General features: G+C 62.1%; 24 protein-coding genes. 6 read left to right on the top strand and 18 right to left on the bottom strand.

Going from position 1 to position 26,486, the window contains the following annotated elements; all coding sequences use genetic code 11:
* Nucleotides 1–2: 2 nt before the first annotated feature.
* The 3 genes from sseA to FJ490_RS06170 form a co-directional block, all read right to left on the bottom strand.
* The gene (gene sseA / locus FJ490_RS06180) at nucleotides 3–854 is read right to left on the bottom strand and encodes a 3-mercaptopyruvate sulfurtransferase (protein WP_140729127.1); all 852 of its coding nucleotides are present in this window, start codon (nucleotides 852–854) and stop codon (nucleotides 3–5) included.
* Between the two features lie 81 nt (nucleotides 855–935).
* The gene (locus tag FJ490_RS06175) at nucleotides 936–1,679 is read right to left on the bottom strand and encodes an alanyl-tRNA editing protein (protein WP_140729126.1); all 744 of its coding nucleotides are present in this window, start codon (nucleotides 1,677–1,679) and stop codon (nucleotides 936–938) included.
* On the bottom strand, nucleotides 1,679–2,713 hold the full coding sequence (locus FJ490_RS06170) for a cysteine synthase A (RefSeq protein WP_140501314.1): 1,035 nt from the start codon (nucleotides 2,711–2,713) through the stop codon (nucleotides 1,679–1,681). Before FJ490_RS06170 ends, FJ490_RS06175 begins: the two co-directional genes overlap by 1 nt.
* A 229-nt stretch (nucleotides 2,714–2,942) precedes the next feature.
* Between FJ490_RS06170 and FJ490_RS06165 the strand changes: the two genes are divergently transcribed.
* Nucleotides 2,943–3,764 (top strand): SDR family oxidoreductase, encoded by an 822-nt coding sequence (locus FJ490_RS06165; RefSeq protein WP_140501312.1) that lies wholly within the window; start codon nucleotides 2,943–2,945, stop codon nucleotides 3,762–3,764.
* A gap of 92 nt (nucleotides 3,765–3,856) precedes the next feature.
* Nucleotides 3,857–4,831 (top strand): alpha/beta fold hydrolase, encoded by a 975-nt coding sequence (locus tag FJ490_RS06160; protein WP_140729125.1) that lies wholly within the window; start codon nucleotides 3,857–3,859, stop codon nucleotides 4,829–4,831.
* Nucleotides 4,832–4,939: 108 nt separating this feature from the next.
* On the opposite strand, the gene FJ490_RS06155 is transcribed toward FJ490_RS06160, so the two are convergent.
* Nucleotides 4,940–6,355, bottom strand: coding sequence for a DEAD/DEAH box helicase (locus tag FJ490_RS06155; protein ID WP_140729124.1), 1,416 nt, complete (start codon nucleotides 6,353–6,355; stop codon nucleotides 4,940–4,942).
* A gap of 398 nt (nucleotides 6,356–6,753) precedes the next feature.
* Here FJ490_RS06155 and FJ490_RS06150 point away from each other — a divergent pair, with 398 nt between their 5' ends.
* Complete coding sequence (locus tag FJ490_RS06150; protein WP_140501306.1) at nucleotides 6,754–8,286, top strand: acyl-CoA carboxylase subunit beta; 1,533 nt, start codon at nucleotides 6,754–6,756, stop codon at nucleotides 8,284–8,286.
* A gap of 17 nt (nucleotides 8,287–8,303) precedes the next feature.
* Here FJ490_RS06150 and FJ490_RS06145 read toward each other — a convergent pair whose 3' ends face one another.
* Nucleotides 8,304–9,833 carry an NAD(P)H-hydrate dehydratase gene (locus tag FJ490_RS06145; RefSeq protein WP_140729123.1) on the bottom strand — a complete coding sequence of 510 codons (1,530 nt, stop codon included), beginning with the start codon at nucleotides 9,831–9,833 and terminating at the stop codon, nucleotides 8,304–8,306.
* 334 nt (nucleotides 9,834–10,167) lie between these two features.
* On the opposite strand from FJ490_RS06145, the gene FJ490_RS06140 reads away from it, so the two are divergent.
* Together FJ490_RS06140 and glnA are read left to right on the top strand one after the other, a co-directional pair.
* Nucleotides 10,168–10,506 carry a P-II family nitrogen regulator gene (locus FJ490_RS06140; RefSeq protein ID WP_006205430.1) on the top strand — a complete coding sequence of 113 codons (339 nt, stop codon included), beginning with the start codon at nucleotides 10,168–10,170 and terminating at the stop codon, nucleotides 10,504–10,506.
* 58 nt (nucleotides 10,507–10,564) lie between these two features.
* Entirely contained in the window at nucleotides 10,565–11,974 is a 1,410-nt protein-coding gene (gene glnA, locus FJ490_RS06135) for a type I glutamate--ammonia ligase (RefSeq protein ID WP_140527990.1), read from the top strand.
* 849 nt (nucleotides 11,975–12,823) lie between these two features.
* On the opposite strand, the gene FJ490_RS06130 is transcribed toward glnA, so the two are convergent.
* Nucleotides 12,824–13,864 (bottom strand): glutamine synthetase beta-grasp domain-containing protein, encoded by a 1,041-nt coding sequence (locus FJ490_RS06130; RefSeq protein WP_140501300.1) that lies wholly within the window; start codon nucleotides 13,862–13,864, stop codon nucleotides 12,824–12,826.
* Nucleotides 13,865–14,175: 311 nt separating this feature from the next.
* Here FJ490_RS06130 and FJ490_RS06125 point away from each other — a divergent pair, with 311 nt between their 5' ends.
* The gene (locus FJ490_RS06125) at nucleotides 14,176–14,370 is read left to right on the top strand and encodes a DUF2735 domain-containing protein (protein WP_140501298.1); all 195 of its coding nucleotides are present in this window, start codon (nucleotides 14,176–14,178) and stop codon (nucleotides 14,368–14,370) included.
* A gap of 77 nt (nucleotides 14,371–14,447) precedes the next feature.
* Here the strand turns inward: FJ490_RS06125 and FJ490_RS06120 are convergent, their stop codons facing one another.
* The 12 genes from FJ490_RS06120 to rpsM form a co-directional block, all read right to left on the bottom strand.
* Complete coding sequence (locus FJ490_RS06120; protein WP_140501296.1) at nucleotides 14,448–16,337, bottom strand: MFS transporter; 1,890 nt, start codon at nucleotides 16,335–16,337, stop codon at nucleotides 14,448–14,450.
* A gap of 172 nt (nucleotides 16,338–16,509) precedes the next feature.
* Nucleotides 16,510–17,301 carry an ATP12 family chaperone protein gene (locus tag FJ490_RS06115; protein WP_140564591.1) on the bottom strand — a complete coding sequence of 264 codons (792 nt, stop codon included), beginning with the start codon at nucleotides 17,299–17,301 and terminating at the stop codon, nucleotides 16,510–16,512.
* 1 nt (nucleotide 17,302) lies between these two features.
* On the bottom strand, nucleotides 17,303–18,226 hold the full coding sequence (locus FJ490_RS06110; RefSeq protein ID WP_140729122.1) for a DMT family transporter: 924 nt from the start codon (nucleotides 18,224–18,226) through the stop codon (nucleotides 17,303–17,305).
* Between the two features lie 2 nt (nucleotides 18,227–18,228).
* On the bottom strand, nucleotides 18,229–19,209 hold the full coding sequence (locus tag FJ490_RS06105; protein WP_140515445.1) for an RluA family pseudouridine synthase: 981 nt from the start codon (nucleotides 19,207–19,209) through the stop codon (nucleotides 18,229–18,231).
* Nucleotides 19,210–19,269: 60 nt separating this feature from the next.
* A complete protein-coding gene (gene crcB, locus FJ490_RS06100) occupies nucleotides 19,270–19,644 on the bottom strand; it encodes a fluoride efflux transporter CrcB (RefSeq protein ID WP_140729121.1) in 375 nt (124 codons plus the stop codon).
* A 67-nt stretch (nucleotides 19,645–19,711) separates the two neighbouring features.
* Nucleotides 19,712–20,542, bottom strand: a complete 831-nt coding sequence (locus tag FJ490_RS06095) for an aspartyl/asparaginyl beta-hydroxylase domain-containing protein (protein ID WP_140515448.1) — start codon at nucleotides 20,540–20,542, stop codon at nucleotides 19,712–19,714.
* A 325-nt stretch (nucleotides 20,543–20,867) separates the two neighbouring features.
* Nucleotides 20,868–22,175 carry a replication-associated recombination protein A gene (locus FJ490_RS06085; RefSeq protein WP_140501283.1) on the bottom strand — a complete coding sequence of 436 codons (1,308 nt, stop codon included), beginning with the start codon at nucleotides 22,173–22,175 and terminating at the stop codon, nucleotides 20,868–20,870.
* Between the two features lie 45 nt (nucleotides 22,176–22,220).
* Entirely contained in the window at nucleotides 22,221–23,711 is a 1,491-nt protein-coding gene (locus tag FJ490_RS06080) for a DegQ family serine endoprotease (RefSeq protein WP_140729120.1), read from the bottom strand.
* Between the two features lie 162 nt (nucleotides 23,712–23,873).
* A complete protein-coding gene (gene rplQ / locus FJ490_RS06075) occupies nucleotides 23,874–24,305 on the bottom strand; it encodes a 50S ribosomal protein L17 (RefSeq protein ID WP_140501279.1) in 432 nt (143 codons plus the stop codon).
* A gap of 43 nt (nucleotides 24,306–24,348) precedes the next feature.
* Nucleotides 24,349–25,359, bottom strand: a complete 1,011-nt coding sequence (locus FJ490_RS06070; protein WP_023682599.1) for a DNA-directed RNA polymerase subunit alpha — start codon at nucleotides 25,357–25,359, stop codon at nucleotides 24,349–24,351.
* A gap of 101 nt (nucleotides 25,360–25,460) precedes the next feature.
* Nucleotides 25,461–25,850 (bottom strand): 30S ribosomal protein S11, encoded by a 390-nt coding sequence (gene rpsK / locus FJ490_RS06065; RefSeq protein ID WP_006205444.1) that lies wholly within the window; start codon nucleotides 25,848–25,850, stop codon nucleotides 25,461–25,463.
* A gap of 156 nt (nucleotides 25,851–26,006) precedes the next feature.
* Entirely contained in the window at nucleotides 26,007–26,375 is a 369-nt protein-coding gene (gene rpsM, locus FJ490_RS06060; protein ID WP_006205445.1) for a 30S ribosomal protein S13, read from the bottom strand.
* Nucleotides 26,376–26,486: the final 111 nt, after the last annotated feature.

Genomic DNA, 26,486 nt, shown 5'->3' with positions numbered 1-26,486 from the left:
CGTCATTCCTTGCCTGTCACGACTGGTGTGTCGGAGAGACCGCCCCATTCGGTCCATGAGCCGTCGTAAAGCCTGTTGTCGGTATGGCCAAGCGTTTCCAACGCAAGCGTGATCACCGCCGCCGTAACGCCGGAGCCGCAGGAAGTGACGATTGGCTTCGACAGATCGAGGCCGGCGTCCTCGACCACCTTGCGCAACCGCTCCTTCGGCAGAAGCACGCCGTTTTCCGACAGCGCCGAATAAGGCAAGTTGCGCGCGCCCGGCATATGGCCGGAACGGACGCCCGCACGCGGCTCCGGCTCCGCGCCGGTGAAGCGTCCTGCCCCGCGTGCATCGGCAATCTGGCTTTCCCGGGTTTCGACGATGCGGCGCATCTCGGCAAGGCTGGCGACCCGGCCGGCGTCGAAATCGGCGTGGAACACGCTTGGCGCGATTTTGGTCGGTTCAGCCGTCACCGGCCGACCTGCCGCTTTCCAGCCATCGAAACCGCCGCCAAGGATATAGGTCTGGAAGACGCCCATCACCCGGAACATCCACCAAGCCCGAGGTGCCGAGAAAAAGCCCGGGCCGTCATAGACGATGATCGTGTCATCTGCCGAAACGCCCATCGCGCCGACATACTGCGCGAAATGCTGCGGCGACGGCAGCGTATGCGGCAGCGCGGCGTCCGGATCGGAGACCGCGTCCTGATCCAGGAAGCGGGCGCCCGGAATGTGCCCAGCGTCATACTCGGCGCGCGCGTCGCGGTTTTGCGCCGGAAGATACCAGGATGCATCGACAATCGTCAGGCCAGGCTGGCCCAAACGCTCCTGCAACCAGTCCGCGTCGACGGTGAAAGGACTGTCTTCAGCCATTGTGGTTCTCCTGCCGCCATTGACCAGACGTTGTCTTGCCTTGCCGCATGATCTTGTCCGAAAACATCGTAGCTTTCGAGATCATGTTTGGGGCATCGGTCCAAACCGGATGCGGAAGCGCCGGTTTTCACGCCCCTTCTTCTCAATCTTGCCGATATGGATTTCGCCGATCTCGCCGGTGCTTTTGACATGGGTGCCACCACAGGGCTGACTGTCCACCGAAGCATTCTCGCCGATGCAGACCAGCCGGATTTTGCCGGTACCTAGCGGCGGACGGACATTCTTGGACTTCACCAGACCCGGATTGGCGGCCAGTTCCTCGTCGCTGATCAGCCTGGTAAAGATCGGATGATCGGCCCGCACCAGGCCCATCAGGCCAGCCGTCACGTCTTCCTTGCTGAAGCTGGCGTCGGGAATGTCGAAATCGACACGGCTGTCGTCTTCCGAAACCGCCGCGCCGGTGATCGGAAACGGGCAGACGACGGTGAGCAAATGGCAAGCGGCATGCATGCGCATCAAGAGATGACGTCGCTCCCAGTCGATTGCGAGCTTCAGGCGCTCGCCGACCGCAGGCGCGGCTTGTTCCGGCGCCGGCACGTGGATGATCTCGTCCTTTGTTTCCCCGGTGATGGTAGCGGCCAGGACGATGCGGCTGCCATCGGCGCGCTGGAGATAGCCGTTATCGCCCGGCTGCCCGCCCGAGGTGGCATAGAAGATGGTGCGGTCCAGAACGATGCCGCCGCGCTCGTTGACGGCGACCACCACGGCATCGGCCGTCCTGAGATAGGCGTCGTCGCGAAACAGCGCTTCGGTCTTGTGCGCCATCACACGACCTTTTCAAACGGCACGGAAATATCTGATTTCTCTTCCATCCAGCCGGGCACCGGCAGCTTCTTTTCGCGCAGGAATTCGGGATTGAACAGTTTCGATTGGTAGCGTGTGCCGTAGTCGCAAAGAATGGTCACGATGGTATGGCCGGGGCCGAGTTCACGCGCCAGTCGGATCGCGCCCGCTATGTTGATGCCGGTCGAACCGCCGACGCAAAGGCCTTCCTCCTGGACCAGGTCGAAGACGATCGGCAACGCATCCTCATCACGAATCTGGAACGAAAAGTCGGGCGTGAACCCATCGAGGTTGGCTGTGATGCGCCCCTGCCCGATGCCTTCGGTGATCGAGCTGCCCTCGGATTTCAGCTCACCGCTGGTGTAGAAACTGTAGAGAGCGGCGCCCAGCGGATCTGCGAGAGCAATCTTGACGTCCTTGCTTTTCGCCTTCAGTCCGAAAGCGACGCCCGCCAGCGTTCCGCCGGAGCCAACCGCCGAGACGAAGCCGTCTACCTTGCCGCCGGTCTGGCTCCAGATCTCCTGCGCCGTGGTGCGGATGTGCCCGTCGCGGTTGGCGACATTGTCGAACTGGTTGGCCCAGATAGCGCCGTTCGGCTCCGACCGCGCCATTTGTTCAGCCAGCCGCCCCGATAATTTCACGTAGTTGTTGGGGTTCTTGTACGGCACGGCCGGAACCTCGATCAACTCGGCGCCGAGCAGCTTGATCGTGTCCTTCTTCTCCTGGCTTTGTGTCTCGGGAATGACGATGACGGTGCGGTAGCCGAGCGCCTTGGCAACCAGCGTCAGCCCGATGCCCGTATTGCCGGCCGTGCCCTCGACAATGACGCCGCCCGGCCTGAGCAGCCCACGCTCTTCGGCATCGCGGATGATGAACAGGCCGGCGCGGTCCTTGACCGACTGTCCGGGATTCATGAATTCGGCCTTGCCCAGGATCTCGCAGCCGGTTTCTTCCGAAGCCCTGTTGAGGCGGATCAATGGCGTGTTGCCGATAGCGTCGATCACGGAGCGGGGCATTCGGGAGTCCTTGTGTAGCTGCGCGAAACCCTAGAAACCCGAAGCTTCGGTTTCAAGGCAAGAATTTGCCTGGTCCAGTCGCATTTTCCGTACTGCATTTGCGCCGGCGTCACCTTGGTGCCGGGCCTATCCGCGTTGTTCATTTGCGGCCGGCGTCGAAAACCGCTCTTTTCATTCGATTTCTTCGCGGTTAGAGCAAAAGCCAAGAACAATTCGACGGGGGCGCAGCATGACACTCTATCGGGCCGACCCGAAGCATGGCGTCGCCTGGGTCACGGGAGGCAGCAGCGGCATCGGCCGTTCGCTGGCCAGGGACCTTGCGTCCCAGGGCTATGCGGTGGCCGTAACGGCACCCGATGGCGATCCCATCGACACGCTGATTGTCGAGACCGCGCAGATGCCAGGCAAGGTCAAGGCTTTTCCCTGCGACGTGACCGACGAGCCGCGCATGGCAAGAACCGTCGCTGCAATCGAGAACGAGCTTGGCCCCATCGTGCTCGCCGTCTTAAACGCGGGCAACTACATTTCCACGCCTGGCGAGGCTCTCGTCGTCAGCGATTTTCGGCGGTCTTTCGAGGTCAACTATTTCGGCATCATCAACGGGCTGGTGCCGGTCGTCGAACGCATGCGCGTGCGGGCGCGCGGCCATATCGTGCTGGTCGGCTCGGTCACCGCTTATTTCGGCTGGCCGACGACCGCCGCCTATGGCGGCACCAAAGCGGCGATCAACATCCTGGCCGAATCGCTGAAATACGATTTCGACAAGATGAACGTGCGCGTCCAGGTCATGAACCCGGGCTTCATAGACACACCGCTGACCGAGAAGAACATGCTGCCCATGCCGGGACTGATGCCCGTCAGCCGAGCGACGCGGCGCATGGTGCGGGGTATCAAATCCGGCGGCTTCGAGGTCACGTTCCCGCGCCGGACGAGCTGGCCCCTGAAGCTGCTCAGCCTGTTGCCGAGACCGGTGTACCGAGGCGTGATCAGCCTCATGACGAGCTGGAAGGCACGGCCGCTGAATTACGACCGCAAGCCGCCGAGCGAATAGAAGCCAGCGGATCGGCGGCTTCATCGCCGGCCGGTCGTTGCCTGTTCCCCGCCACCGCCGTAGGTTTGTTGTTGTTGCGTTTGGAGTCTGCGATGGGGCGACGAATCGTGCTTGCTGTGCTGGGGTTAGTCGCCATCCTCGCACTGGCCTTCGTGCTCGGCCCGCGGGTTCCCGTCGACACCACGATCCGCTTCGATCCATCCGCAATCGGCGACGATCCGCAGGCCTACGTGGCCAGGACGGAAGCGGCGATATCCGGCATCCGTGACGGGCTGGAGAAAGGGATCATCTGGGCCAATCCGATGGTGCATGCCAGGACACGGCTGTCCATCGTCTATATCCACGGCTTTTCGGCGTCGAAGGGCGAGCTCCGCCCGCTGCCCGACGAGGTTGCCGACCAACTCGACGCCAATCTGTTCTTCACCCGCCTCACCGGCCACGGGCAGGATGGCGCGGCCATGACGCAAGGCAGCCTCAATGCCTGGATCAACGACTATGAGGAGGCGCTCGCGATCGGCCGGGCCATCGGCGACAAGGTGATCGTCATCTCTACCTCGACCGGCGGCTCGCTGGCGGCCTGGGCGGCAACACAGCCGGGCGCTTCGGACGGCGTGGCGGCGATCGCGTTCATCTCGCCGAATTTCGGCGTCAAGGCGTCGGGCGCCGGGATCCTGACCATGCGATGGGGCAAACAAATAGCCGAACTCGTCGCCGGCAAGGAGCGCAGCTTCATGCCGCGCAACGCGCTGCACGAGAAATTCTGGACCACCAGATATCCCCTTGCCGCGACGCTGCCGATGCAGGCGCTGACGGAACTTGCCTATGGCGCGCCGGTGGAGAAAGCGGTGGTCCCTGCCCTCTTCATCTTTTCGGATTCGGACAGCGTGGTGCGGCCTGACCGCACGCGTGAAATCGCCGGGCGTTGGGGCGCGCCGCACGAGCTGGTTCCGGTCGACGATACCGGCGATCCCGACAACCACGTCATCGCCGGCGACGCCCTGTCGCCATCGACCACGACCTTCCTTGCACAAAGAATTGCCGTCTGGATCGAGGCGGTCGCGAAGTAGCCCGAGCTTCCATACGGAAAGGGCGACCGCAGCCTCACCGCGGTCGCCCTTTATCTCACTGGTGACCAGCCGGGCACGCAAATGCCCGGCCAATACGAAGCGGCCTGCCTACGCGGCCCGCGCCGCGGGCCGCTTGCCGCCGAAGCGGCGTTTATTGTTGCCCTTGAAGGGCTTGGCGCCTTCCGGTTTGCGGTCGCCGGCGAAGGCCGGCTTGTCACCGAAGCGCTTCTTGCCGGAGCCGTTGTTCTGGCCGCCCGGCCGCCTGCCGTCGCGACGGCCATTGCGCTCGTTGCGGTCATTGGCAGGCTCGTAGCGCTCGTTCTTCTCAGCCGGGTTGCGCTGCGGATCGGGACTGCCGAGATGGTCGGCGGCAATGGGCAGCTTGGCGCGGATGATGCGCTCGACCTGGCGCAGCTTGCTGTTCTCGGACGGATCGCAGAGCGTAATCGCAATGCCGTCCCGGCCGTTGCGGCCGGTGCGGCCGATGCGATGGACGTAGCTCTCCGCCTCATCGGGCAGGTCGAAATTCACGACATGGCTGATGCCGGGCACGTCGATGCCGCGCGCGGCGATGTCGGTGGCGACCAGAATGCGCACCGAACCCTCGCGGAAATCGTTCAGTGCCTTCTGCCGCGCATTCTGCGACTTGTTGCCGTGGATAACAGCGGCCTTGAAGCCGTCGCGATCGAGATCCTTGGTCACCCTGTCGGCACCGTGCTTGGTGCGCGAAAAGATGATGACGGATTTCATCGCCTCGTCGGCGAGCATCGTCGACAGCACTTGGCGCTTCTGCTTGGTGCGGGCAAGGACGACGCTCTGCACGATCTCGGCCGCCGCCGTGCTTTGCGGCGCGACTTCGACACGGATCGGGTTCTTCAGCAGGCCTTTCGCCAGTTCGGCGATTTCATTGGGCATAGTCGCGGAGAACAGCACCGTCTGACGGTCCGGCGCGGTCGCCTTGGCGATGCGCTTGACGTCATTGATGAAGCCCATGTCGAGCATGCGGTCGCCCTCGTCGAGCACCAGCCATTTGGTGTCGGCAAGCATGAGGTCGCCTTCGCGCACCAGATCGGTCAACCGGCCGGGCGTGGCGATCAGGATGTCGACACCGGGCGCAACCTTCTTCACCTGGCTGAAGCGCGAGACGCCGCCCAGCACGAGCGCGGTCGAGACATGCGCGCCCTTGGCGAGGATCTTGATGGTGTCCTCGATCTGCACGGCGAGCTCACGAGTCGGCGCCAGGATCAGCGCGCGTGCCGTCTTCGGCCGGCGCTTGGTGCCGAGCGCAATGATCTTCGACAGGATCGGCAGCGCGAAGGCCGCGGTTTTGCCGGAGCCAGTCTGGGCGATGCCGAAAATGTCACGGCCTTCCATCTGCGGCGGGATCGCCTGAGCCTGGATCGGCTTCGGATCGGTGAAGCCGGCGGCATGGGTGGCCTTGAGCAGCGCACCCGTGATTCCCAGTGCTGCGAAACCGGAGAGTTCTCCAGTGTCGTTGCCGGGCAAAGTGTTTTCGTTGGTCAAAATATTCTTCTTTCACGCGGCCTCTGGCCGCAAACATCAATGGCGGCAGGGCGCAACCTGCCGTCGAATCAATTGTCATGGAACGACAAGGCGGCGGACGTGTTCGTCCGCGCGGCTGCGCTGTCGTGCCCGCAGGCATCATGCCACGGGGCTTTTTCGCCACCTTGCTAACCAATCGGGGCCGATCAGCAGGAAAGAGGGAAAACAGACGCAACCAGTCTCATTCGAGGAGAAGGCCGGATCGGTCCGGCCCAAGCGCCTATGCCGTGCATATGGCTGAGTTCGCTCTGAAATGCAAGGGCATCATGTTGCAGCGCAACAAAACGCCTCGAAAAAGCGACGCTTGCGCTCACCTGCGGGCATCATTACCACAAAGCAGCCCGCGCAGGAGATCGAGAATGAAGGACGTGCTGAAGGAACTCGAGCGTCGTCGCGAGATCGCCCGCATGGGCGGCGGTCAGGCTCGCATCGACGCGCAGCACAAGAAGGGCAAGCTCACCGCCCGCGAACGCATCGAGGTGTTTCTCGACGAGGGTTCGTTCGAGGAGTTCGACATGTATGTCGAGCACCGTTCGACCGACTTCGGCATGGAAAAGACCAAGATCGCCGGCGATGGCGTTGTCACCGGCTGGGGCACCGTCAACGGCCGTCCCGTCTACCTTTTCGCCAAGGATTTTACCGTGTTCGGCGGCTCGCTGTCGGAAGCGCATGCCGAAAAGGTCATCAAGGTGCAGGAGATGGCGCTGCGCAACCGCGCGCCGATCATCGGCCTCTACGATGCCGGCGGTGCCCGCATCCAGGAAGGCGTGGCTGCACTCGGCGGCTACGCCGAGATCTTTCAGCGCAATGTGCTGGCGTCGGGCGTCATTCCGCAGATTTCCGTGATCATGGGGCCTTGCGCTGGCGGCGACGTCTATTCGCCGGCCATGACCGACTTCATCTTCATGGTGCGCGACACCTCCTACATGTTCGTCACCGGACCGGACGTGGTGAAGACCGTCACCAACGAGACGGTGACCGCCGAGAGCCTCGGCGGCGCTTCCGTTCACACGACGAAATCCTCGATCGCCGACGGCGCCTATGACAACGACGTCGAAGCACTGCTGCAGATGCGCCGGCTGGTCGATTTGCTGCCGGCCTCGAACACATCGGAGATTCCCGAGATCGAATGCTACCAGTCGGTCACCGATCACGATCTGTCGCTCGATCGGCTGATCCCCGACAACGCCAACAAGCCTTACGATATCAAGGAGCTGATCCTGAAAGTCGCCGACGAGGGTGATTTCTTCGAGATCCAGCAAAGTTTCGCCAAGAACATCGTCACCGGCTTCGGACGCATCGAAGGCCGCACGGTCGGCTTCGTCGCCAACCAGCCCATGGTGCTGGCCGGCGTGCTCGATTCCGACGCCAGCCGCAAGGCAGCGCGCTTCGTGCGCTTCTGCGATTGCTTTTCAATCCCGATCGTCACCTTCGTCGACGTTCCGGGCTTCCTGCCGGGAACGGCGCAGGAATATGGCGGGCTGATCAAGCACGGCGCCAAACTGCTCTTCGCCTATGCCGAGGCGACCGTGCCGAAGATCACCGTCATCACCAGGAAGGCCTATGGCGGCGCCTATGACGTGATGGCTTCGAAACACCTGCGTGGCGATATGAACTATGCCTGGCCGACGGCGCAGATCGCCGTGATGGGCGCCAGGGGCGCGGTCGAGATCATCTATCGCAAGGACATCGGCGACGCCGAAAAGATCGCTGCCCATACAAAGACTTACGAAGACCGCTTCCTGTCACCCTTTGTCGCCGCCGAGCGCGGCTATGTCGATGAGGTGATCATGCCGCATTCGACCCGCCGCCGCATTGCCCGCGCGCTGCGGATGCTGCGCAACAAGGACATGCAGAACCCCTGGAAAAAGCACGACAACATTCCGCTGTGAGCTGAATGTCGAGCCGGTCAGCGCGCGCCGCGAGCCGCCACCAGTTCGTGCAACGCCAGCACCAGCGCCAGCGGCAAGTCCTCGGCGATCAGCCCCGGCCCGAACCGGCTGCCGGCCTCGGCATGGATCCACACCGCCGCGCACGCCGCCTCGAAGGCCGGCATGCCTTGCGCCAGGAAGCCGGCCACGAGGCCCGATAACACATCGCCCGAGCCGGCGGTTGCCAACCACGGCGCACCATTGGAGTTTATCGCAGCCCTGCCATCGGGAGCAGCGATTACGGTGTCGGCGCCCTTATAGACGATCACGGCATTGGCACGGGTGGCGGCCATACGAGCCCTGCCCAACTTGGACGAAACGGCGCCACCCGCGATGTCAGCAAACAGCCTGGCGAACTCGCCTTCATGCGGCGTCATCACCAGCGACGGCGCGCCCGGCTGGCGCGAGGCTTCGAACAGGGCATCCGGCTTCTCGCGAAACGAGGTGATCGCGTCGGCGTCGAACACGAGGCCATCGACCGAGGCGGAAACGTTCCGCTGCTGGCCAGCGGCAAGCAGCGTGAGAGCAAAATTCCGCGTTCTTTCACCGACACCGAAGCCAGGTCCGAGCACAAAGGCGGAGGGCCGGCGTTCGCCGATGAAGGCGTCGATGTCGGCGCTGTCATTTGCTTTGCGCAGCATGATCGAGGTCAGATGCGCGGCATTCACCTGCATGGCGTTCGCCGGGGATAGGACCGTCACCGCTCCTGCCCCGATACGGGCCGCGGCAAGCGCCGCAAGCCGCGCCGCGCCGGTGGCATTCGGGCCACCGGAAAAGACGCCGACATGGCCGCGCTTGTACTTGTGCGTATCGACACCCGGAATCGGAAAAACGTCGAGCCAAAGCGCCGGCGTGTTCTCGAACGTCTGGGGTCGAATCCGCGCAATGACACCGTCGGTGATGCCGATATCGGCCAGCACGACCTCCCCGCACAGCTTGCGCCCGGGGAGCAGAAGATGGCCAGGCTTTTTGCGTGCGAAGGTGACGGTGACCCCAGCGCGAAAAGCCTGGCCGAGCACTTGGCCGCTGCCTCCGGAAACGCCTGATGGCAGATCGACCGCGACGACCGGCAAGGCCAGGCTTGCCACAATGCCAACCGTTCTCGCCGCTTCACCGGACAGCGGTTTGGACAGCCCTGCTCCGTAAAGGGCGTCGACGACGACAGCGCCGGCTTCGGCCGCGAAATTCGCCAGCGGCCGAGGTTTGACCGGGCATTCGCCGGCGGCGAGCGCGGCATCGCTGCCCGGCTTCGGCGTGCCCGACGCCCACACCATCGTGTCGACGCCAGCGGCTGCCAGGCAGCGGGCCACGACATAGCCATCGCCGCCATTGTTGCCGGGACCGCAAAGCACATAGACCCGCTTCGCCGCCGGATAGCGGCTGAAAATTTCGGCCGCGACGGCTTCTCCTGCACGGCGCATCAGGCCGATGCCGTCGATTGCGCCGGCGGCAATCGTCAACCGATCCGCCTCACTCATCTCCTCGGGAGAAAGAAGTTCGTTGCTCATGGATTGCCGATCCGCATTCGATCAAGCATTGTCCAGTTTTCGGCTCGACGCAAACGCAGAGGAGTTGGCGCGGTCCCAGCCAAGCTGAGCAATGCCCACCAAATAAGCAATACGCCTAAATATCGGGCAGACATAAACACCGACGCCGCGTAGGTTGCAGCCATCCGTCGCGCGCTGGATGCAGCGAACGATGCGAATTTGCATCTTCGTGCGGCATGGTTCTGGAATCGAATGACACCGCTTGAAATCCCGCCAATTGGCACAATTCGTGCTTGATGGAGGCGCAAGCGGGGGCTCACAACCCGTTTTTTTGGCAGTGGAGGCCATTTTTTACATGAAAAAGATCGAAGCGATCATCAAGCCATTCAAGCTGGACGAAGTGAAGGAAGCGCTTCAGGAGGCCGGACTGCAAGGCATCACCGTGACCGAGGCCAAGGGTTTTGGACGCCAGAAAGGGCATACCGAACTCTATCGCGGCGCCGAATATGTCGTCGACTTCCTGCCCAAGGTGAAGATCGAAGTCGTGCTCGGCGACGATGCGGTCGAAGGCGCCATCGAAGCGATCCGCAAGGCGGCCCAGACAGGACGCATCGGCGACGGCAAGATCTTCGTCTCCAACATCGAGGAAGTCGTGCGCATCCGCACCGGCGAAACCGGCATGGATGCCGTCTGACGCCTCGCCCATATTTCGAAACGTCATCATTAAAAAACGTCACACAGGGATACATGACATGACGACAGCCAAAGACATCATGAAGCAGATCAAGGACAACGATGTGAAGTTCGTTGACCTGCGCTTCACTGACCCGAAGGGCAAGCTGCAGCACGTGACGATGGATGTCATCGAGGTCGAGGAAGACATGTTCGCCGATGGCGTGATGTTCGATGGTTCTTCGATCGCCGGCTGGAAGGCAATCAACGAGTCCGACATGGTGCTGATGCCCGATCCTGAAACGGTCCATATGGATCCGTTTTTCGCTCAGTCGACCATGGTCATCCTGTGCGACATCCTCGATCCGGTTTCGGGCGAATCCTATAACCGCGACCCGCGCGGCACTGCCAAGAAGGCCGAGGCCTACATGAAGTCGGAAGGCATCGGCGACACCATCTATGTCGGCCCGGAAGCCGAGTTCTTCGTCTTCGACGACGTCAAGTACAAAGCCGATCCCTATAACACCGGCTTCAGGCTCGATTCCACCGAACTGCCGTCCAATGACGACACCGACTACGAAACCGGCAATCTCGGCCACCGTCCGCGCGTCAAAGGCGGTTATTTCCCGGTGCCGCCGATCGATTCGGCGCAGGACATGCGCTCCGAGATGCTGACCGTGCTCGCCGAGATGGGCGTGCGGGTCGAGAAGCATCACCACGAGGTGGCTGCGGCCCAGCACGAACTCGGCATCAAGTTCGACACGCTGGTCCGCAACGCCGACAAGATGCTGATCTACAAATATGTCGTGCATCAGGTCGCCAATGCCTATGGCAAGACCGCCACCTTCATGCCGAAGCCGATCTTCGGCGACAACGGCTCGGGCATGCATGTCCACCAGTCGATCTGGAAAGGAGGCAAGCCGACCTTCGCCGGCAACGAGTATGCCGGCCTCTCGGAAAGCTGCCTGTTCTATATCGGCGGCATCATCAAGCACGCCAAGGCCATCAACGCCTTCACCAACCCGCTGACCAATTCCTACAAGCGCCTGGTGCCGGGCTACGAGGCGCCGGTGCTGCTCGCCTATTCGGCGCGCAACCGCTCGGCATCCTGCCGCATCCCGTTCGGCTCGTCGCCAAAGTCGAAGCGCGTCGAGGTCCGCTTCCCCGATCCGGGCGCGAACCCCTATCTCGCCTTTGCCGCCATGCTGATGGCCGGCCTCGACGGGATCAAGAACAAGATTCATCCCGGCCAGCCGATGGACAAGGATCTCTACGATTTGCCGCCGAAGGAGCTGAAGAAGATCCCGACCGTCTGCGGCTCGCTGCGTGAGGCGCTCCAGAGCCTCGACAAGGACCGCGGATTCCTGAAGGCCGGCGGCGTCTTCGACGACGACCAGATCGACAGCTACATCGAGTTGAAGATGGCCGAGGTGATGCGCTTCGAAATGACACCGCATCCCGTCGAATACGACATGTACTATTCGGTCTGATTTTTGATCTCCCTGGACCCGGCATAACCCGGATCCAGCGGCTTCAATTCAGCCTGCAAATGCGAGGCCGGAAGATGAACCTCTTCCGGCCTCTTTGTTTGCTCATATCGAGGCTTCCATTCAGCCAAATCCGCGGACACCGACGCGTTCGATCGGATGCTGCCCGATCCAGCGACTGGAAAGGCGCACCGGCTGCTGAGGTTCCGTCGGCTGGTCACGTCACACGTGTCGATTGCGCTGAGGCACAGACCGGCTTGAGCCAGCCAAGCTGGGCTGCCAGGCGATCCGGCATGCGCTTTTTGCAAGTAAAGGATAAGCCAGGAGCGAGCGGCACACTGCCTCAGGCTGCAATGCCCGCTCGTCCGGCGCCCCCGCCAATGCTGTCGTTCAAGAAACCCCGCCCCTTCGAACAGCACCGCTTGGCGTATCCCCCAATGCCTGCGAATACGCATGTTGCGCCGCAGCCTGTCAATGTCGCCTGCCGGGCGTCGAGACGGTCGATTTTGGTGTATGAACAGGGGCTTATGAAAGGATCGGTCGACAGGCATTCTTGCCGGAATGGCCGGATTTCCGGGCTTTTTCGAGGATTTCGAAGCCTGCGGCCCGGCGCCAAGGTATGCTTTCGTCAGCCCAAAGCCGCCTTGTCGGGATGGGTTTGAGCCGCCCTTTTTAACCTGACTTTTTTTGGGGGAATTTGCTTTGCCAGGCCAGGAGCCAGGAAGACGAGGAGCGGCGAACGGAAACAGCGGCATGCGATAGTGCCCGCCATCGTCACACGAAAAAGCCCCGGCAACTCCCGCCGGGGCTCGCGTCATGGTTGTCGGGGATCTTGAGGCCCGACGTGAAATATCAAGCAGCGGCCGAAACCGATGCGCCGGTCGAAACCTGCGAGATCGTCTTCAGGACCTGGGAAGCGATCTGGTAGGGGTCGCCCTGCGAGTTCGGGCGGCGGTCTTCCAGATAACCCTTGTAGTCATTCTTGACGAACGAGTGCGGCACGCGGATCGAGGCGCCGCGGTCGGCGATACCATAGCTGAACTTGTTCCAGGGGGCCGTCTCGTGCTTGCCGGTCAGACGCTTGTCGTTGTCCGGGCCGTACACGGCGATATGGTCCATCAGGTTCTTTTCGAACTGCGCCATCAGGGCCTCGAAATAACCCTTGCCGCCGACTTCGCGCATATATTTGGTCGAGAAGTTGCAATGCATGCCCGAGCCGTTCCAATCGGTGTCGCCGAGCGGCTTGCAGTGGAACTCGATATCTATGCCGTACTTTTCGGTGAGGCGCTGGAGCAGGTAGCGGGCCATCCACATCTGATCGGCGGCCTTCTTGGAGCCCTTGCCGAAAATCTGGAATTCCCACTGGCCTTTGGCCACTTCGGCGTTGATGCCTTCATGGTTGATACCCGCGGCAAGGCAGAGGTCGAGATGCTCTTCGACGATCTGGCGCGCGATGCTGCCGACGTTCGAATAGCCGACGCCGGTGTAGTACGGGCCCTGCGGGGCGGGATAACCGCTCTCGGGGAAACCGAGCGGACGGCCATCCTTGTAGAAGAAGTACTCCTGCTCGAAACCGAACCAGGCATCCTCGTCGTCGAGAATGGTCGCGCGGCTGTTGGACACGTGCGGCGTGACGCCATCGGGCATCATGACTTCGCACATGACGAGAACGCCGTTGGTGCGGGCCGGATCGGGATAAAGCGCGACCGGCTTCAACACGCAATCGGAGCTTCGGCCCTCGGCCTGCATGGTGGACGAGCCGTCGAAGCCCCACAGCGGCAGCTGGTCGAGCTTCGGGAACTCGGCATAATCCTTGATCTGGGTCTTGCCGCGAAGATTGGGGGCCGGGGTGTATCCGTCGAGCCAGATATACTCGAGCTTGTATTTGGTCATTCTAGAGCCTCTCGTTGTGCTTGACCACCGCACGCGGTGTCGACGCATGGCCGGAGCAAGCCGACCTGCCGAGTGGTAAAAAGCAATTCATATGCCACTCTGGCATCGACCGGTGCGACAAAATGGTCGTAAGATTCCCGTGAATTCACTGCACCGCCCCAGCAATGCGCCGGGATCGATCAGACGCAGAGATTGCGCAAATAATAGGCAATAACTGATCTTTTCATAAGCATATTGCCTAAATGAATCGCAGAACCTATTTTGAGGAAAAGCTGAATCAACTGACCCTCGGAGAAGAAAGGAGACCGCCAATGGAAGTCACCCTCGCCCGTCCGTCGGCAAAGATCCTGATGTTCCCGCTTGCAGGCCGCGTATCTGCCTCAAATTTAGGCGCGAAGGCCAAGTTCGCGGCAGAGCTTGCCTCGCTGCGTAACACGCATGCCGATTTCGATGGCTGGTATCACGAGGCCGCTGTCGAGGAAGAAAACCAGCAGCCGAAGAGCTGAACGCATCTTCAGCCTCGATATGAAAACCCGGCGCGATCGCTCGCGCCGGGTTTTCTCATGCATGTGGATCCGACCCGTTACTGCTTGGTCTCCAGGTTCGTGCCCAGCGTATCCTTGACGAAGATCATGCCGATGACGAGCGACATCGCCGCGATTATCACGGGATACCAGAGGCCATAATAGATGTCGCCCCTGTAGGCACTGAGCGCGAACACCGTCGCCGGCAGCAACCCGCCGAACCAGCCATTGCCGATATGGTAGGGCAGCGACATGCCGGTGTAGCGGATGCGGGTCGGGAACATCTCGACCAGGATGGCCGCGATCGGACCGTAGACCATGGTCACGAACAGGACGAGGACGAACAGGATGGCGATCGTCATCGGCCAGTTCACGGCCGCAGGGTCGGCGAACATGGCGAAGGCACCGCCGCCGGGTATGTTGTAGACGGTGACCTCAGGCGCACCGGCAGCCTCGTCGGCGGTCAAAAGCTTGTCCTTGATCGCCTGATCGGTAGGAACCGTCGCCTTCTCGCCGGCGCGGATGACGGCGGCGTCGAGCTTCAGTTCGGGATTGGCAGCGACAAACGCGTCGAGCTTCTGGTCCGGTATCTTGATCGCAGCACGCTTCAGCGGATATCCGCCGTCCTGCAACGACATGTTGACGGCCTTGACGAAGGCGGCCTCCTTGGCCTTGGCCTGGTCGCCCGCGGCGACAGCATCGTAGGATGCGACCGTCTCATTGCCGATCTTGACCGAAGCAGCCGTACCCGGTGCCGCCGTGGAAACGACGTCATAGGGCACCGAGTTCTTGGTCAGGAACGAGGTCGCGATGTCGCAAGACGTCGTGAACTTCGCGGTACCCACCGGATTGAACTGGAATCTGCAGTCGCCGGGTGCCGCGGTCACCGTCGCGCGGGTGCTCTGCTGTGCCTCGGCAAGGGCCGGATTGGCGGCCCAGGTCAATGCCTTGAACAGCGGGAAGGTGCAGACGATCGCGAGTGCGAGCCCGGCCATGATGATCGGCTTGCGGCCGATCTTGTCGGACAGCCAGCCGAACACGACGAAGAAGATGGAGCCCAGCGCAAGCGCGATGGCGATCATGATGTTGACCGACTGTGCGTCCAGCTTCAACACGTTCTGGAGGAAGAACAGGGCGTAGAACTGGCCGTTATACCAGACCACGGCCTGGCCAGCCGTAAGGCCGAGCAGTGCCAGCAGCGCGATCTTGGCGTTCTTCCACTGGCCGAAGGCTTCCGAGAGCGGTGCCTTGGAACCCTTGCCCTCTTCCTTCATGCGCTGGAAGGTGGGGGATTCGGAAAGCGACAGCCGGATCCAGATGGAAATGCCGAGCAACAGGAACGACACGATGAAAGGAACGCGCCAGCCCCAGGCGGCATAGGTTTCCTTGCTCATGGAGCCCTGGACGATCAGGATGACGATCAGCGACAGGAACAGGCCGAGTGTGGCGGTCGTCTGGATCCACGACGTATAGTAGCCGCGCCGGTCGTCCGGCGCATGCTCGGCGACATAGGTGGCCGCGCCGCCATATTCGCCGCCCAGTGCCAAGCCCTGGAGCATGCGCAGGATGATCAGGATCACCGGAGCCGCGATGCCGAGGCTCGCATAGCCAGGCAGCAAGCCCACCAGGAAGGTCGACAGGCCCATGATCGTCATGGTGACGAGGAAGGTATATTTACGGCCGACAAGGTCGCCGATGCGGCCGAACAGCAAAGCGCCGAACGGACGGACGAGGAAGCCGGCGGCGAAAGCCAGCAGCGCGAAAATATTGCGCGTCGCTTCCGGAATGGTCGGGCTGAAAAAGGTCGAACCAATAAAGGCCGCGAGCGATCCGTAGAGATAAAAATCGTACCATTCGAAAACGGTGCCGAGCGAAGAAGCGAAGATGACTTTCTTCTCTTCTCGCGTCATGCCGCGGCTCTTTCCGCTGGCGGTCGATGCGATAGCCATTGAGATGCTCCTCCCGTGAGACCCTTGTGCTCGATGCAGCGCCCCTGCGTTCGCATTTCTCTCCGAACGCAGACTCGCGGCAGCAATCACGGGAAAAATGACAGAAAGCGCCTGCCAACGGCAGATGACTTTGGGATTATGACTTTGGTATTAGGTGCGGTGCGGTGGCCGGTCAGCCTTCGAGCGCCTCGATCAGACCGACGGCAGCCATCATGTCGCGCTTGCGGGCGGACCGGCGCGCGACAGCTTCCGCATCCTGTCCCCAATGCTCGATCTGCCAATCCTCGTCGACATGGCCGGCAGTCCAGGCCGCCTCACCGCCGAGTTCGCCGAACTCCACGGCCAACGCCAGCAGCGCCGAACCGGTCAGCGAGGTCATGACGTGGATCGCTGCCAGGCGCAGCGGCTCGGTGCGCTGGGCAAGATGCACACCCAGCACAGCAATAGTTTCGCGCGGTTGCTCGACGTGAATGATGCCCTCGGCAAGGTTGAAGCGAGCGCCGAGTGCTGCCTGCGCCCAGTCGAGGACAGGATCCCACAGCTCGTTCTGCCGCTCGACCAAGCCTTGTGGTGCGTCGGCGCGATAACAGAGCAGATCCGACGAGGCAAAGCGCAGTATGTCCTCCACCACCGCCTGCGGATCGCTGGCGACGCCGTCGAGCGCGGTGTTGACGAGACGCATCACCGGCATCGACACCGGATCGATGGTCTCGCCCTGGGCGGCGAATTCATCGGCGACCAGCGATGCCGCCTTCTCGGTCGGCAGCGTCAGCAGCGCCTTGCCCGGCGTGCGCACCGGCTTGCCGTCGAGATGGACGGCAAAGCCAGCATCGACGCGCGCGACCGAAACGGTCTTGTAAAAACGCTTCGGCAGCGGCTTCTTCATCTGGATTTGGGCGCGGCGCACCGGATCGGGGTCGGAGAGCAGTTTCCCCGCCTCGAGATCGCTGAGGATATCGCGCATGTCAGCCTCCTTCGGCCGTCTGCTGGCGCGGCGGCCTGTTGACGATGACCAGACCGGCGGCAATGAGACCAAGTGCCAGAAAAATGCGTATGGTCAGCGGCTCGTTCAAGAACAGGGCGCCGCACAGCACGCCGAAGACCGGCGACAGGAACGTGAAACTCGACAGGCTCGAAGCGGGATAGCGCCGCAGCAGCCAGAACCACAAAACATAGGTGAAGGCGACGATATAGAGCGCCTGGAAAAGCAGGGCTAACGTCGGCAACAGCGCAGGATCGCGCACGGAGGGGCCGGCCAGCGGCAACACCAGGACGCCGACGATCGCAGCGCCGGAGAGTTGATAGAGCAGCAGCTTTTCGGCGCTAGTCTCAACCAGCTTCGAGCGCTTGATGAGGATATTGGTCAAGGCCCAGACGAATCCGGAGCCAAGGCTCAGCAGATCGCCGAACAGCATGTCCCCGCCGCCGCCGAGCTTGTCGGAGAAGACTGCGGCGAGGCCGGCAAAGGCAAGCAGAAGGCCAAGGGATTTGCGCAGGCTGATCGGCTCGCCGAGCAGGAAATGGCCCCCCAACAGCATCCAGAACGGCATGGTGTTGACGAGCAGCGTGTTGCGGGCGACCGTGGTGTGCTCCAGCCCGACATAAAGGCAGAGGAACTCGATACCGAAGAGCACGCCCACTGCAATGCCCGCGAGCAATGTCCCGTCCCTCCTGAAAAGCGCAACGCCGCGCCAGCGGCACCAGAGGAAGACGCAGAGCCCGCCGATAACCGAGCGCGCGATCGACAGGAAAACCGGATCATAGCCGGCATAGGAGATCTTGGCAGCGACATAATTCAGGCCCCAGGAGAACGTCAGGCCGACCATTATGGCGGCGGCCGCCATGTCGACCGTATCGCGACGGTCGAGCGCATCGGCAGCGCCGCTCATGGTCAATCCTCCGCACTGGCGTCGTCGAAGCCGATCAGGTTCCAGCTCTGGCGCATATGCGGCGGCATAGGTGCGGTGACGTCGATGAAACCCTGGTCCGGATGCGGGATGACGATGCGGCGCGCGTGCAGATGCAGGCGGTTCTGCATCCCGCCCGGAAAATCCCAATTGGTGTCGGCCTCGAAATATTTGGGATCGCCGATGATGGGACAACCGATATGGGCGGCATGAACGCGCAACTGATGGGTGCGGCCGGTATAGGGCTCCATCTCCAGCCAGGTCAGCGCCTGCGCCGCCTGCTCGATGATGCGATAGTAGGATACGGCATGGTCGGCGCCCTTTTCGCCGTGCTTGGCAATGCGCACCCGATCGCCATCCGGCGTGGCTTCCTTGATCAGCCAGGTCGATATCTTATCCTCGCGCTTGGGCGGCACGCCTTTGACCAAAGCCCAGTAGGTCTTCTTGGTCTCGCGGGCGCGAAACGCCTCGGAGAGCTTCATCGCCGCCAGCCTGGTGCGGGCGACGACCAGCACGCCAGACGTGTCGCGATCGAGCCGGTGCACCAGCCGCGGCTTCTCGCCCTTCTGGTTGCGCCAGGCTTCCAACATGTCGTCGACGTTACGGGTGACGCCCGAGCCGCCCTGCACCGCAAGGCCAGCCGGCTTGTTGAAGACGAAAACCTTCGGATCCTCATGGATCAGCATCTTTGCCAGGACTTCGGCATCGCCCTGGTTGCGGATCGAATGGCCGGTCAGCGGGCTGTCGCCCTTCTTGTCCACTTCCAGCGGTGGAATGCGCACCGTCTGGCCAGGCTCGACACGGGTGTCGGCCTTGACGCGGCCGCCGTCGACGCGGATCTGCCCGGACCGAAGCAGCTTCTGCAGATGACCAAAGCCAAGGCCCGGGAAATGGGTCTTGAACCAGCGGTCGAGCCGCATGCCCGCCTCGCCGGCCTCCACCGTGATCTGTTCAACGCCTGCCATATTGTTTTCGCTTACCCGTTTCCTGGCAGGCCCAGGCCTGCTCTCGGCGCGGCAATAGCATTAAGGCAGGCTTCTTGCGAGCCAAAGACCCAAAAACAGGGCAATGATGGCGCCAATCACGCTGGCCAGCGCATATCCAAACGCCGGCAAGGTGGCTCCCCGCTCCCACAAGGTCGCGAAATCGAGCGAAAAGGCGGAAAACGTCGTGAAGCCGCCTAAGATGCCGGTGGCAACAAACAGCCTGATTTCGTTAGACCCGCCGCGGCGCGCCAGGGCGGCGATGAACAGGCCCATCGCGAACGAACCGACGATGTTGATCGCCATCGTGCCCCAGGGATAGTTGGGGCCGACAAGGCGCAGCGAGCCCATATTGGTCAGATGGCGAACGCCGGCGCCAATGCCGCCGCCGGCGGCCACGAGAAGCAGATTGAACATCGCCGTATACTGTCCCCGACTATTCATACCTATCCGGCGCGCCGGCTACGTTCGAAAACTTGCCAGCTCAGGTGGTTTCGGCCTTTTTCGGCTTGGTCGAGCCGATCATCTTCCAGTTCTTGTAGAACATCGAATTGATCCTCTCGACACTCACCGAGACGATGGCGAGAAGGCCGGCGATGAGCCTGGGGACCGGGGACGGCCTGATAATGTCCATGAATACGCAGTAGCGACGACCGTCATACTCGTTGACCGAGCGATGCAGCAGCGTGTCGTCGAAAATGAACAGCGGATTGTCGTACCAGTAGTTCTTGACGTTGCCGCACTCGACGAAGATCTCTGACTTCATCGGAATGAGGTTGTAGAGGATGCGGAGGCTGAGCCGCAACGGTCCGAAGTGCCAGGAGGTCGATTCGCGCTTGCTGAAGACCGAGACGGCAATCGTCTTGATGTATTTGAAATCCTTGTTGAACTCGGCGACGTTGTCTATCCTGTGCTTGCCATACCATTGGTAGACATACATGCCGCGCCGGCCGGCGCCGAAATTGGCGTCGATGTCGGCGATGATTTCGGCCTTGCGCGCCTTGAAGACATCCAAGACCTCGTTGACTTCGCGCTGATAATCCTCCGGGAACTGTTCCAGCTTCCACACGCCCGGATTTCTGTAGCACAGGAGGTCGACCAGCAGGTTGAATGGCGAAAGCAGCCAGGTGAAGAGGCCATTGCCCAGGAAATAGCCGCTGAACAAGGACAGATTCTTGCGGTCGTTGCGCAGCACGTCGATCAGGCCGCAAACCACGAAAATCGTCGTGAGGATCGGAATGAAATAGAAGCCAAGGGCAAGGAGCGGGATGGCAATGGCGAATTTGCGAAGGGTCTTGCGAAGGGTTTTTGTCATTTTTCCACGCGCCGAGCGCGATCCTGTTGCGAATGAATAGTGCCAAAATCACGACAACGACCACCGCCCGGCCGTGCGCCTTGATAAGGTCTTTTGGGTTGCCGCACAACGGCCACGGCATCGTCGCCGGCTGACTGCCTTGTCGAGACCTCGAACTGTCGCGGGGTCAGGATAACCCGTTCTTCCTCCGGCCGGCTCGGAAGCTTCGGCATCGGCATCGATATAATCGTGGCCGCGAGCAGCGCGTGCAGAAGAACCGACGTGGAAATGCCCCAAGGCGAAGCCTCGTTTCGGACCGCAACCGCCACCGGCCGCCGCAAGCCTGCTATTCCCGCTCTTTGCGCAGCTTCGCCCAGTAGTCGAGCCGTTTCCTGATATCGCGCTCGAAACCGCGTTCGGGTGGGTCGTAGAAGGTCTGGCGACCCATCTTTTCCGGAAAATAGTCCTGGCCGGAAAACGCGTCCGGTTCGTCATGATCATAGCGGTAGCCAGCCCCGTAATCTTCGTCTTTCATCAACTTTGTCGGCGCGTTGAGGATGTGCTTGGGCGGCAGCAGCGAACCGTGCTCCTTGGCAGCGCGCGTGGCCGCTTTGAAGGCGGTGTAGACCGCGTTGGATTTCGGCGCCGTGGCGAGATAGACGGTGGCCTCGGCGAAGGCGAGTTCGCCCTCGGGCGAACCCAGATAATCGTAGGCGTCCTTGGCCGCGTTGGCGATGACCAATGCCTGCGGATCGGCCAGCCCGATGTCCTCCATCGCCATGCGCACCAGCCGGCGGCCGAGATAGAGCGGATCCTCGCCGGCGTCGAACATGCGCGCGAGGTAGTAGAGCGCGGCATCGGGATCGGAGCCGCGCACGGATTTGTGCAGCGCCGAGATCAAATTGTAATGACCGTCCTGGCCTTTGTCGTAGATCGGCGCCCGACGCTGGATGATGCGCTGCAAGCCTTCGGGACCGAACACTTCGCCTGATTTGGCGGCGCGCCAAACTTCTTCCGCCAGCGTCAGCGAGGCCCGGCCATCGCCGTCGCTCATGCGGATGAGCATCGTTCGCGCCTCATCATCGAGCGGCAGCGCCCTGCCCTCCGTCTCTTCGGCCCTGGCCAGAAGCTTTGCGATGCTTTCCTCGCCAAGCGAATGGAAAACCAGCACGCGCGCACGCGACAGCAGAGCTGCATTGAGCTCGAAGGACGGATTTTCGGTGGTGGCGCCGACGAGCACGACGGTGCCGTCTTCCATGACTGGAAGGAAGCCGTCCTGCTGGGCGCGGTTGAAGCGGTGGATCTCGTCGACGAACAGCAGGGTCTGGCGGCCATTGGCGCGGCGCAGCTTGGCCGCCTCGAACACTTTCTTCAGCTCGGCTACGCCGGAGAAAACCGCCGAAATCTGCTCGAAGGCGAGGCTGGTTTCACCGGCAAGCAGGCGCGCCACCGTGGTCTTGCCGGTGCCGGGCGGCCCCCAGAAAATCATGGAGCCGAGCGAACCGGAATTAATCAGCCGGGTCAGTGCGCCATCGGGGCCGGTCAGATGCTCCTGGCCGACGACCTCGCCAAGGTTTTTCGGGCGCAGCCTGTCTGCCAGCGGCCGGCCTGGCGGCGCCTTTTCCGGTTCATCGACACTGAACAGATCGGCCATGCACTTCTTTTTGGGTTTGGAGCGCGATCTCTTCAGCGATCGAGCTCAGTAACGCAACACCTGGCGCAGTATCTGCCCGCCGCGCTCGACGGTAAAGCGCCACCAGCGCGTATCCTGCTGGGAAGCCTGCGCCAGCGTCGCCGCCGTATCGATTGTCGTGCCGTTGACCTCGCGCACGATGTCGCCCGGCTGGAAGCCGAAATCGGCGGCCGGCGAATCGCGATTGATGTCGACCACGGTGACGCCCTTGATGTCGGTGCGCAGGCCGAGCTTCTGAGCCAGCCGCGGCGATAATTCCGCAACCTTGGCGCCCGAGAAGGGGCTGCGGCCATGCAGCGTCACCTCCGAGGGTTTTGCACCCTCGGGCGCGCGTTCCAGCGCGATGTCCATCGCCGCCTGCTGGCCTTTGGTCAGCACCGCGAAATTGGCCTTTGTACCGATCGACAGCGTCGCCATGCGATAGTCCAGTGCCTCGATGCTCTCGACCGGCCTGCCGTTGATCTGCAGGACGACATCGCCAGGCTTCAATCCGGCCTTGCCGGCCGGTCCGGACGCGTCAACGGACGAGACCAGCGCGCCGGCAGGCTTTTCCATGCCGAGCGATTCAGCGATCTGCGGCGTCACCGCTTCGAACTCGGCCCCGATGTAAGGCCGCTCGAAGAAATCGAGACCGGCCTTGGCGGCATCGGCGAAAGCGCGCACCATATTGGCAGGAATGGCAAAGCCGATGCCGATCGAGCCGCCGCTGCGGCTGAAGATGGCGGTGTTGATGCCGACCAGCTGGCCGCCCATGTTGATCAGCGCGCCGCCGGAATTGCCGGGATTGATGGCAGCGTCCGTCTGGATGAAATAACCCGAATCCGAAACGCCTATATGGCTGCGGGCAAGTGCGGAAACGATGCCGCTGGTGGTGGTCTGCCCGACGCCGAAAGGATTGCCGATGGCCAGCACCAGGTCACCGACTTCGAGCGCATCGGAATCGCCGATGGCGATGACCGGGAATGGCTTGTCGGATTCGATCTTGAGCACGGCAAGATCGAGCGTCTCGTCCTTGAGCATCACCTTGCTGGTGAATTCGCGCCCGTCGGCGGTCGCGACCTTCACCTCGTCGGCATTCTTGATGACGTGGAAATTGGTGACGATGACGCCACTCGGATCGACAAGCACGCCCGAGCCCAGCGAGGACTGCGCGCGCGGCTGCGCGCGACCGAAGAATTCTTCGAAGAACGGATCGCCTTCGAAGGGCGAAACGACCTTGGCCGTTTGCGAGGCATAGACATTGACCACGGCCGGCGCCGTCTGCTTGACCAATGACGCGAACGACAACTGCACTTCCTCACGGCCGAACGGCACGCGCTTGTCGGGGCCCGAGGTGGCGTTTTCGCCCTCGACGCCGTGCAGCAGGTCGGTGAGCACGTCGGAGAGGCCCGGATCGGCTTTGGGGGCATCCTCGGCCAATGCCTGCCGGACTGTCGGCGTGGTTGCGAACGCCATAAAGGCGCAGAGCAGAACCAGGGACAGTCTTTTAGCGCGCATTGCGAATCCTCCGTGCGAGTTGGGGCGCATTGTCCCGACGAATGTGCAAAATGAAAGGCTAAGGCGATTAAATCGAATTATTTTGACGCAGGAGCAGCCGAGGCGGCCAGAATATGAAAAAGGGGCCCGCAGGCCCCTTTAAATCATTTGAAAAGCGAAGCCTTAAGCGGCTGCGGCTTCCGCATCGGTGCCTTCGGCTTCGAGGCGGGCGCGGTCGCCGGCGCCCTTGGCCTCCGTGTCGCGGTCTACGAATTCGATGACCGCCATCGCGGCATTGTCACCGTGGCGGAAGCCCGCCTTCATGATGCGCAGATAGCCGCCGTTGCGGGTGGCGTAGCGCGGCGCGATGGTGTCGAACAGGCGCTTGACGACGCCTTCATTGCCGATCTGCGCGATCACCTGGCGGCGGGCGTGCAGGTCGCCGCGCTTGCCGAGCGTCACCAGCTTCTCGACGATCGGACGCAGGTCCTTCGCCTTGGGCAAGGTGGTGACGATCTGCTCGTGTTCGAGCAGCGACACGGCAAGGTTGGCAAACATCGACTTGCGATGGCTTATGCTGCGGGCGAACCGGCGGCCTTTAAATCCATGGCGCATGGCTCTTCTCCTTCATTCCGGGTTCGAGAAGCTCCTCGGAGCCTCAATATTGATCTTCGTAACGCTTGGCGAGGTCTTCGATGTTTTCCGGCGGCCAGTCCGGCACTTCCATACCGAGGTGCAGGCCCATCGCCGCCAGGACTTCCTTGATCTCGTTCAGCGACTTGCGGCCGAAGTTCGGGGTACGCAGCATCTCGGCTTCGGTCTTCTGGATGAGATCGCCGATGTAGACGATGTTGTCGTTCTTCAGGCAGTTGGCCGAACGCACCGAAAGCTCGAGTTCGTCGACCTTCTTGAGCAGCGCCGGGTTGAAGGCAAGCTCGGTGACGGCTTCGGTGGCGACTTCCTTCTGCGGCTCGTCGAAATTGACGAACAGGCCAAGCTGGTCCTGCAGGATGCGGGCGGCGAAAGCCACCGCGTCCTCGCCCGAGATCGAACCGTCGGTCTCGATGGTCATGGTCAGCTTGTCGTAGTCGAGAACCTGGCCCTCACGGGTGTTCTCGACCTTGTAGGAGACCTTCTTGACCGGCGAATAGAGGCTGTCGACCGGGATCAGGCCGATCGGCGCATCCTCGGCGCGGTTGCGGTCGGCCGGCACGTAACCCTTGCCGGTATCGACAGTGAATTCCATACGGATTTCAGCGCCCTCGTCCAGCGTGCAGATGACGTGATCCGGATTGAGGATCTCGACGTCGCCCACCGTCTGGATGTCGCCGGCGAGAACCGCACCCGGGCCCTGCTTGCGCACAACCATGCGCTTGGGGCCGTCGCCTTCCATGCGGATGGCGATTTCCTTGATGTTGAGGACGATGTCGGTCACGTCCTCGCGCACGCCGGCGATGGACGAGAATTCATGCAGGACGCCGTCGATCTGTACGGCGGTGACGGCCGCCCCGCGCAGCGAAGACAGAAGCACGCGGCGCAACGCATTGCCGAGGGTGAGGCCGAAGCCGCGTTCGAGCGGCTCGGCCACCAGCGTGGTCAGCGTCTTCTTCTTCGACGAGAACTCGATCTTGTTCGGCTTGATCAGTTCCTGCCAATTTTTCTGGATCATGATGCTTTCCTTCCGTTGACCCGCCACCATCCAATCGTGGCGGGCGACCTGGAAAACCGCGGAGGAACGCTTCTGGCGTTCACGCGGCGTTCGGTAATTCCTTAGACGCGACGCTTCTTGCGCGGACGGCAGCCATTGTGCGGGATCGGGGTCACATCACGGATCGAGGTGATGGTGAAACCAGCCGCCTGCAGGGCGCGCAGCGCCGATTCACGGCCGGAGCCGGGTCCGCAGACCTCGACCTCGAGCATGCGCATGCCGTGTTCCTGGGCCTTCTTGGCAACATCCTCGGCAGCCATCTGGGCGGCGAAGGGGGTCGACTTGCGCGAACCCTTGAAGCCCTGGGCTCCGGCCGACGACCAGGCGATCGAATTGCCCTGCGCGTCGGTAATGGTGATCATGGTGTTGTTGAAGGTCGAATTGACGTGGGCAACGCCCGACGAGATGTTCTTGCGTTCGCGACGGCGAACACGAGCGGCTTCCTTGGCCATGGTATTCCTTTCAGTTGATCTCTACACCGCCGTAATGCCAGCGGCTCCACCTTGGTAAGGGAGTGGGGAATAGGGCAGTAAGGGAGTAGGGAAAGTGCGACCCGATTGCCGGGCATTCCCTACTGCCTTACTCCCCTACTCCCTTACTGCCCTAAATTACTTCTTCTTGCCGGCGATCGACTTGGCCGGGCCCTTGCGGGTGCGTGCATTGGTGTGCGTGCGCTGGCCGCGAACCGGCAGCGAGCGACGGTGACGCAGGCCGCGGTAGCAGCCGAGGTCCATGAGCCGCTTGATGTTCATCGACACTTCGCGGCGCAGGTCGCCCTCGACCTGATAGTCGCGGTCGATCGTCTCGCGGATCTGCAGCACTTCCGCGTCGGTCAGTTGGTTGACGCGGCGCTCGGCCGGGATGCCGACCTTGTCGACGATTTCCTGGGCGAACTTCTTGCCGATGCCGTGAATGTACTGAAGCGCGATGACAACGCGCTTGTTGGTCGGAATGTTGACGCCGGCTATACGAGCCATGTTCTTCTCATCTCCATATGGGCCGGCCACCTTCAAAACAAGGTAGGCCCGGCGCTGTCTGCGTTGCCCCGCGTCCGGTGGAGGCCGGCCCTTGCGGGAGTTTCCTGGTCA

The sequence above is a fragment of the Mesorhizobium sp. B2-5-11 genome, assembly GCF_006440835.1.
GTDB lineage: Bacteria > Pseudomonadota > Alphaproteobacteria > Rhizobiales > Rhizobiaceae > Mesorhizobium.
This window is presented reverse-complemented; position numbering and strand designations above follow the sequence as displayed.